General features: G+C 38.0%; 7 protein-coding genes. 2 read left to right on the forward strand and 5 right to left on the reverse strand.

What is annotated here, in order from left to right; translation table 11 throughout:
- Positions 1-29: 29 nt before the first annotated feature.
- The 4 genes from DBX25_RS07180 to DBX25_RS07195 form a co-directional block, all read right to left on the reverse strand.
- Positions 30-2,945, reverse strand: a complete 2,916-nt coding sequence (locus DBX25_RS07180; RefSeq protein WP_108670099.1) for a bifunctional diguanylate cyclase/phosphodiesterase — start codon at positions 2,943-2,945, stop codon at positions 30-32.
- Positions 2,946-3,384: 439 nt separating this feature from the next.
- Positions 3,385-3,738, reverse strand: a complete 354-nt coding sequence (locus DBX25_RS07185; RefSeq protein WP_108670100.1) for a YisL family protein — start codon at positions 3,736-3,738, stop codon at positions 3,385-3,387.
- 99 nt (positions 3,739-3,837) lie between these two features.
- Positions 3,838-4,743: a fumarylacetoacetate hydrolase family protein gene (locus tag DBX25_RS07190; protein ID WP_108670101.1), complete on the reverse strand. Its 906-nt coding sequence runs from the start codon at positions 4,741-4,743 to the stop codon at positions 3,838-3,840.
- Positions 4,740-5,930 carry a DUF418 domain-containing protein gene (locus tag DBX25_RS07195; RefSeq protein WP_240620192.1) on the reverse strand — a complete coding sequence of 397 codons (1,191 nt, stop codon included), beginning with the start codon at positions 5,928-5,930 and terminating at the stop codon, positions 4,740-4,742. The genes DBX25_RS07190 and DBX25_RS07195 overlap by 4 nt, the downstream gene beginning before the upstream one ends.
- Positions 5,931-6,103: 173 nt before the next feature.
- Between DBX25_RS07195 and DBX25_RS07200 the strand changes: the two genes are divergently transcribed.
- The gene (locus DBX25_RS07200; RefSeq protein ID WP_108670102.1) at positions 6,104-7,066 is read left to right on the forward strand and encodes a cation diffusion facilitator family transporter; all 963 of its coding nucleotides are present in this window, start codon (positions 6,104-6,106) and stop codon (positions 7,064-7,066) included.
- A 370-nt stretch (positions 7,067-7,436) separates the two neighbouring features.
- Here DBX25_RS07200 and DBX25_RS07210 read toward each other — a convergent pair whose 3' ends face one another.
- Entirely contained in the window at positions 7,437-9,029 is a 1,593-nt protein-coding gene (locus DBX25_RS07210) for a long-chain-fatty-acid--CoA ligase (RefSeq protein WP_108670104.1), read from the reverse strand.
- Between the two features lie 263 nt (positions 9,030-9,292).
- Between DBX25_RS07210 and DBX25_RS21235 the strand changes: the two genes are divergently transcribed.
- Positions 9,293-9,417, forward strand: a 125-nt coding sequence (locus tag DBX25_RS21235) for a spore germination protein (protein ID WP_240620199.1), incomplete at its 3' end; no start/stop codon positions are given.

Here is a 9,417-nt window from a genome sequence, read left to right on the forward strand (position 1 = left end):
AAAAAGTGCATATGATGCACTTTTTCTATTTATACCAAAATTTGAGATTTCTTTAACCCTATTTCAAAATCCGCGTCTTTCAACGGCTTATCAATATAATATCCCTGAGCGTAGTGACATTCCATTTCTTTAAGAATATCCAGTTGCTCCTTGGATTCCACGCCTTCTGCTACCACTTTTACCGCTAATCCATGCCCCATGGTGATAATAGCTCTCACAATGGCAATATCCGATGAATTATCTTTTAAGTTGTTTATGAAAGACCGATCGATTTTCAAGTAATCAATTGGCAAGTTCTTTAAGTAACTTAATGATGAGTAGCCCGTTCCAAAGTCGTCAATGGAAACTTTAACTCCTAATTGTTGAAGGCCCTGCATGACCGAAATGCTATATTCAATGTTTCCAATCATGACGCTTTCCGTTAATTCTAAATGAAGATATTCGGGATCCATCCCTGATTCCTCTAAGGCATTTCGAACTTGTTCCAAGAACTCCGGCTGTTGAAATTGATGCGCAGAGACATTCACTGAAATAATTAGTGGCCCAAGACCTTTCGATTGCCATTCCTTATTTTGCTTACAAGCTGTTTTCAACACCCACTGTCCTATCTCTAAAATGAGACCTGTTTCTTCAGCGATTGGGATGAAATCAGCCGGAGAAATAAGCCCAAGATTAGGGTGTTTCCATCGTATAAGAGCTTCGCTTCCATAAATTTTTCCCGTTGGCACATCGACTAACGGCTGATAGCACAAGTAGAATTCCTGATTTATAATCGCTCTACGCAAATTACTTTCCATTTCAAGACGGTGAACTGCTTGTTCGTTCATCTCGTTTGAATAGTAGAATACTCTGTTCCCACCTGCATTTTTCGCGCGATTCATGGCAGTGTCAGCATTTTTCATTAAATCGTGGGCATCAACTCCATCTTCTGGAAAAATGCACACACCTATACTAGCAGTAATGAAAAATTCTTGATTATCATAAAGGATGGCGTGACCTAGTGCTCCTTTTATTTTATTTATCGCTTTCCGTATTGAGTCCATATCGACATTCTTAGTCATCATCAATGTGAATTTATCCCCACCAAATCGGCCCATGTAGGTCCCTGATGGCATATGATCTTTAATACGATTAGTCAACACATTCAGTACGCTATCCCCTGCAAAATGTCCGAGGCTATCGTTAATAATCTTAAATCGGTCAATATCAAGGATTAATACTGCGAGTTGACGTTTTTTCTTTTTACTTCTATCTATTTGTTCTTGCAGTAGCTCAGTGAAACGAATCCGGTTTGGCAACCCCGTCTGCAAATCAAAATTGGAAAGCTGTTCAATTTCATGTTGGATCTTTTTTTGTTCTGTAATATTTCTTCCAATTCCATATATGCCAACAATCTCGCCACCAACTGTAATGGGGATGTTACGAATCTGGAAGGCTTGTTGCTCACCGCTCTTAGTCACAATTTGCACTTCATATTGCTGCTCTTTCCCTTTTAAAGTCCTGTAAAAATGCATTCTGATCTTTTGTACATCTTCTTTTCGAACATATTTTAATGCCACTTGACCAAGGACTTCCCCTTTTCGATACCCAAAAGCAGATTCAAAGCTATTGTTTACAGTCGTAAACCTACCTTGTAAATCAGTTGAGTAGACGAAATCTGTATTGTTATCGAACAGCGATTTATAATACTGTTCCGAAATATTTAATTCATCGTTTAAGCCTTTGATTTCACTTGAAGTTGCTTCTATTAAATGGGATAGCGTATTGACAGACTCCAATGTCATAGGCAAAGAGTATTTAAAAACTGGTACCTTCTCTAGTAAAACAGGTTTAGATTCAGATATTCCAATCAAAGCCGTTGTATAACCTCTTAATGATAATTTCTTATCTCCCGAGGAACAAAATTCTCCCGTTGCAAAAAATCCGGCTACATTGCCTATTTGCATAAGCATATCTGCCTCTTTTTTTGAATAATCCCAAAGCATTCTTTTTCTTGCTACACAGTTAATTAAGAACATCGTTTCAGGAGGTTGCTTGACTAGTTTTTTCATGTCACCAATGGACTGCTTAATCAATTGGGGGATATTCGCATAAGCGAAGGATAACTCATCGCCTGCTTTTACTTTCCCATTAATTTCAATTGATCCATTTTGATGTGTTCCCATGATAAAATATGCTTGTTGCTCACCTCGAAATGTGTTCAATAGAGGGAACTCATATCCGGATTGCGGCAAGCCTTTTACAAAGCTATCTCCTAAATATTTTTTTAATACCTGGACAGGCTTTTTGGAGTTTATAGAGTATATGAATTGATCCTTGGCATTAGTGACAGTAAAAGTTTGACCAATCTCTTTCCAATGATTATTAATGTAGGTTTGAACAGTTAGGTGTTCGTTGTTTAATACGACTGCAACAACTGCATTGTCAGAGAAGTCTGTCCCATCGAATACCCATGATTCTCCGTTAGGTCCAATAGATCCTGCAATACCTCCAATAATCGTTACATCTTGGCTTTCTTCTTGTATTCCTTCCAAGATACCGTGTTTATCGATTATAGATGTTGTTGGAAAGACCATTAACACCTTAGATCCAGTCTCACACAGTTCTGAAACTACCTTCCTACCAAGCCTTTTTCCTGAAGTAAACTCTTCCCCTTTAATCAAGCAGCTCTTAACTTTTGTTTTTTCGAACACCGTCATCGAAAGGACAATGCTTTCCTCTTGAATTTTCCCATCTATTATTTCACCAAATGTCGAACATCCGATCATGACACACTTAGGCAATACTTCATTTAATAATCTAGTTATTTGCTTTACATTCGTTAAGTCCTTTTCGCCAGAGAAAATTTGGACTAAGATATTTGGATAATCCTGAAGCTCATGATCTATTAAAAATTCTTCTAAATCTTCAATCGTTGTAAATGAATAATTTAGCGTTTTAGCCAAGATTATCACCTCTCATGCCGAAAAATGTCAAAAAACTTCTATTAATATAAAATATCACAATCTTATGTAAATTTCTTTAGAAATAGAAAAAACCACCAAAAAAAATTGGTGGCTAGTAAAGCGGAAGCGCCATGTTTAGCTACGTATGGGCTGGAGGACTCCGTATGAGATAAAGGAAACCTGAAATGCGTAGAGCGCCTGTTTATCGGCGACCAGCATAAGACGAGCCGGCTGGAAGGTTGGTCTTGACCTTCCGGCCGGATTAGCTTATGACCTCGAGCCGATGGCGCTCGTAGCTAGACAACACGAAGAACGATAGTGATTCGATGTTGACTTATCGTAAAGAGGAGGCCGAAGCACACTAGTCGCTGGGCGCTGAAGCTAGACACTGCTCTAACTTTAAAAAGGAAAATTTGTATAGTTTAGATAAAGCGCAAGATTACCCCAGATAGATCCCTTGAGGTAAGCTTAATCCGAAATAAATTGTAACAAGCAATGCAACGAATAGTAAGATCCAGAAGAAAGGTTTCATTTCGCCTCGTTTTGAGCGTCCTAATACCATTTCCATTAATCCAATTACAATTACACCTAGTAACGCCTTAACCATGTAGGAAACTGTCAAATTTGTAGAAACAATTAAGCCTACTCCTGATGCGATAATCAAAATGTAAAATACTCGTAAAATCATTTGGGCGATTTTTGATCCTTTTTGGTTCCCACTTTTTAGTAGTCCATACGTTACAAAGAAAAGGACAATAGCAACTACCCAAGAAGTAATATGCATGTGTGTCATTAAAAAAATCCTCCTAGTTCATTTTCATTCCCATCTTACCACAACATCGTATAAAGCACGAAAAATTAATGTCCAATTGGCGACTGATTATTATAGCCATTATTTTACCGTATTCCTTAAAGTTCCAATTTCATTGATGGTTATTTCAATGACATCGTCTTTTTTCAGGAATTTGGGTGGTTTGAATCCTTTTCCAACTCCAGCAGGTGTACCGGTGGCAATAATGTCCCCTGCTTCAAGAGTCATTCCTTTGGAAATGGTGGAGATGATGTCTTCTATCGAAAAAATAAATTGGGACGTATGTCCAGATTGTCTTACTTCACCATTGATTTTTGTTTCAATTTTTAAATCTTGGGCATTTGGAATCGCAGTTTTATGGACGATATATGGACCGATTGGACATGATCCATCCAAACTTTTGCCTAATAAAAATTGTTTATGCTTGTTTTGCAAATCTCTCGCTGTTATATCATTCAGAAGTGTATATCCAAAAACATGGTCCAGGGCGTTTTCTAGAGAGATACCTTTTCCACTTTTACCAATGATAACGGCAAGTTCTCCTTCATAATCTAACTGAGATGTAACCTCTTCATGTAAAGGTATGATTCCTTCATGACCTATGATAGCAGTTGGGGCTTTGGAAAACATCATCACATGCTCCGGGATATCGTCTGCACTCCCCATTTCAATCGCATGGTCAGCATAGTTTTTACCCACACAAAAGATATTTTTTAACGGTCGTGGAATTGGCGATTTCCAAGTGACCATATCTTCATTAAGATAAAATGAATCCGAGCGATTTTCTTTTGCCCATTGGCTCACCTTTTTTACATCCTCCCATACTGGGTCTCCACCTTGAATAATGCCAAGCAAGCTCGTAGGAAGGAAATCATCCTTGCCCGACATTTCCTTTGCCGCTTTGCGTACATCTAATAAAAGATCGTTATCCATTTCCTTGTATACTATAATTTCTTTTTCTTTATAAATAACAGTAGCTAATTTCATAGTGAGTCCCCTTCTTTATATTTTTTCCATCTAGGTCGTTTACCGTAAGTGAGTGTTCTCCATACATATTCAACTGGACCCATTGTGTGGGAAGATAGCCACCATTTACTGAATAATAATTGCAAAATAAAGATTACTATCACTAGAACTACACCAATTGTATAGGAAATCCTTTCATATAGTCCTAAACCGTAAGAATAAAAAATAAAACTACATAGTACGGATTGTGTTAAGTAATTGGTGATCGACATTCTACCCGCAAAAGCGAATGGTTGAAACCATTTTTGTACCGTTTCTTTTCTTAGTAAGAGAGTGATGCCTGTAATATAGAAGAACGTAAGAAAAGTCCCCCCAATAAAATCTTGTACCATGGTGATAGATAATTTATGTCCTGCATAATACGGCATTAATTTTAAGATAATGGCTCCTACTAAACTAATCCACATGGTTATTGTAAGTGACTTTTTATAACGCTCAGGATTTTCTAACCATTTGATTTTCGCAGCACCAGCGCCAACTAGTAAATACGGTAAAATGGCAAAGAACATAAGCACTACCGCTCCACCACCATTTATTAGATACCAATCTTCCCAGCGTTGCTGTGTGATTTGCATGAAGGAACCATTTTGATAAATTTCAATGGATTGATTGATTAGCTTCGTTTCGTTTTTGAAAGAGTCTTCCTCTGTTGGAACTATAAAGGAAGCTAAAACCACTAATAAACTCATTACGATTTGAGGAATTAAGTATAATAAAGACCCTACCCATAATAATGTCTTCCCATTTAATTTATGGAACAACAAATAAATTAAGCCCAAAATGGCATAATTGATCAGTATATCGCCATGCCATACAAGAAAAGCATGTACCACTCCAAATCCAAGCAAAGCAAGCATCCTTCTTGTATAAGTAGTTTTGAATTTTAACCCTTTATTCTCTAAGCTTCTTTCCAATAACACCGCTCCATATCCAAAAAGGAAGGCGAACAACGGATAAAAACTAGCTTGGGCAATCACGTCAACAATATAGGATAAATTCCGGTCGATTCCTTCTTTATAATAGGAATATGGATCAATATGTAATACCGGGCTAAAAAAGGAAGGCATATTAACAAGGAAAATGCCTAATAGAGCAATTCCTCTTAATATATCTATCGTTTCTATTCTTTTATCTCTTAATGAATACACAGTTTCTCCTCCAATTCTTCATCTTCTACCGATTATAGCAATCCAAGCTCCGGAAGAAAATTCCTTTTTATCCCCATTTTTAAAAGGAAATAAAAATATTTTTGTTTTACTTTTAAAATCAATAGCAACAGGGTATCCCAAAAATAAGGTTTTTTTGAAAAAGGAGTGATGTCATGTCTTTAATTAATTTCTTAAAGAAAGGAAATAAGTCATCTGGGATCGCAGCTCTGGGAAATACAGTTCTTGCAATTGTTAAAGGAATAGCCGCAGCTCTTAGTGGCAGTGGGTCCATGATGGCTACTACGTTACACTCTTTTGCGGATGCCCTAAATCAAGGATTCGTCTTTGTAGGAAGTGCTTTAGCAGAGAAAGCACCAACTAAACGATTTCCTACCGGTTTCGGACGGGTCATAAATTTATTCGTTTTAATTGCAGTCATTGTCATTTCGATTATGGCTTATGAAACCTTACATAAAGGTTGGGAGCTAATTAAACACCCAAAAGCCTCGTCAGATCTACTTTTAAATGTCGGTGTTATGCTTTTTGCTGTTGTGATTGACGGATTTATCCTGTTTAAAGCAATGAAGGAAATCGTCCATGAAACGAGAAGTGATGCTAAAGGACTTGGTGTTGTTTCAACTGCTTTTAAGAATGTAGCACTGGCAGCTCCCCCTACCCGTTTGGTGTTTTACGAGGACATCATTGCTACATTTGGTGCATTGTTAGCACTCGGATCGATTTTATTGGCTCATTTTACCGGTCTGTATTTTCTAGATGGGGTAGGGACCATTTTAATCGGAATTCTTCTTGTCGGAATTGCGATTAAAATCGGTTACGAAAATACATTAGGACTTATCGGGGTGGCAGCACCTATAGAAGTAGAAGAACGAGTAGCATCCATCCTCCTTTCTGACCCTGACGTTGTCGATATTAATAAACTTCGCATCCTTCAAGAAGGTAGAAAATACCACGTGGAAAGTTATATTGAATTGAAAGAAGGCTATTCACTTGCTGTGGCAGATGATATCAAATTTAGGGTAAGAGACTTATTGCTTAAAGATCCAGATATCGGGGATGTCACACTTGGTATTTTAGAAACGGACAAAGTCCAAACCTGGAAAGGTGTCGAACCTTAAGCCTCGACATTGAGATTCTATATAAAAGAGGCTGACTCAAGCTTAAAAATCAACTTGAGATTCGCCTCTTTTTTGTATTTATCCTTTTTCCTATGGTTAGATGGAAGTGTTGAAATTTAGTTTTTGTGAAAAGTGAATTTAATAACCTGATTTTATTTGAGTGAAAGGCGCGAAGACTCCTGTGGGATCAGCTGGAGCTGAGACCCTACAGATGCCAACGGCGGAGGATAGACTCAGCTCAAGCCCCTCGGAAAGCGAAGCGCCTGAAACGGAAATTAACAGCCATTTTATTTTTACAAGCCGTCCTAAATACATGAGGGTGTCACAAAAGTTTATACCTTTGGGACACCCTCGTATATTAATTCGTATATTAATTCACAAACCGTTCGGAGTTACCTTTAGTTTTCCAATACTCATTTCGCAAATGTACTTTTTGAATTTTCCCAGAAGCTGTCTTTGGTAATTCGGATACGAAAGAAACACTAGTGATAGCTTTGAAATGCGCTAATTTTTCTCTCGAAAATGCAATCAAATCTTGTTCGCTTAATGTCTGTCCATTTTTTAACACAACATACGCATGTGGAGTTTCACCCCATTTTTCATGTGGTACTGCTATCACTGCTGCTTCCGCCACTGCGGGATGCTCATATAAGGTTCCTTCCACTTCAATAGAAGAGATATTTTCTCCTCCAGAAATAATAATATCTTTCATCCGGTCAACAATATCGATATTTCCATACTTATCCACCGTTGCCATATCTCCTGTATGCAACCAACCGTTTCGAATTGTTTGCATGGTCGCCTCTTCATTTTTCCAATAGCCTTTCATTACTCCATTGCTTCTAACTACCAGTTCACCGATTTCAATCCCGTTTTTAGCAACCTCTTCTCCATGTTCATTGACCACGCTTACTTCACTACCAATCATTTGGTGACCAGCCTTCGCTTTCATACGATGCTGATCCTTTTCAGGTAAATCCTTCAATTCTGACCTTATCGTCGAAACTAGACTAAGCGGGGAGGATTCAGTCATTCCATAAACTTGGATGAATTCCCATCCTAATTCATGCTCTACTCTCGTTACAAAAGCAGGAGGTGGTGCCGAACCAGCAATCACCACTCTCACCTGTTGCTCCACCTTAGGTGAATATTGTTCGTTATACTGTAGCAACGAATTGAGTACAGTTGGTGCCATATGCATTACGGAGACATTATGTTCCTGTACTGCTTGGAAAATAAGTTCTGGCAATGCCTTTCGTAAACAAATATGTGTAGCACCGTTACTTGTATAATAAAATGGAGCGCCCCATCCATTCACATGGAACATCGGCAGGATATGTAAATATACGTCTTGATCAGTAACACGAAGATGGTGCATCGTTGTGATGCTATGTAAATAATTATTCCGGTGAGTTAACATGACACCTTTTGGATTACCAGTCGTTCCACTTGTATAAAGTAAACTACATACATCGTTTTCATCTAAGTTCGTTCTGCGAAAACGATCCCCAGAATATCCCAATAACCACTCTTCATAATCGATTTCACTCGTTGATGAGTCTTTGTAATGGACAATAATCTGTTCAACACTTGTAAGCTTGTCTTTAATCGGAGTAATGAGTGAATATAATTCTTGATCCACTAACAATATTTTCGACTCACTATGGTTAAGGATGAATAAATAGTCTTCTGGCTTTAATCGAGTATTAAGTGGCACCATAATGGCTCCCAATTGGAAAACCCCGTAAAATCCTTCTAGCATCTCTACGGTATTAGGTGCTAAATAGGCTACACGGTCACCCTTTTCAACCCCTAATGCTTTTAATCCATGCGAAAGCTGATTGACCCTTCTGTTTAACTCGTTGTAGGTGAAACTCCTGTCATCACAAACTACTGCTTTTTTTTCCCCGTATAATTTCACGGCACGATCCAGAAAATCATTCAATATTAAAGGGACGTTCATTACATTACACCTCACGTTTTTTGAAAATTCTAAATTTAAAACTATAGTATCATAAACCCCTACATAGATACAGAAATAAAACAGGATTTCTGTTGTACAACACACCACCTTTCACATTCTGTTCACATAGGCATAGGATAGAATGAAAAGTAGAAGCGCTTAATGCATATATAGACGTTGGGATTAGTGAATTATGGTCAGCCATAATGCTGATGTCACATAAATATGTATGTGACAAATTAAGTTGAGATTGGGTGAAAATCATGCCTGCCATTGTCGGAGCAGTCCAAGTAATGAGTGTGGGGAGTAGCGGGGTCTTTCATATAGGTGATGTTTATAAAATCGCTCCTGCCTCAGTAGCAAAGACATTCGCTGGTGCAGGGTCGTT

It is taken from the genome of Peribacillus acanthi (genome assembly GCF_003073175.1).
GTDB lineage: Bacteria > Bacillota > Bacilli > Bacillales > DSM-1321 > Bacillus_BN > Bacillus_BN acanthi.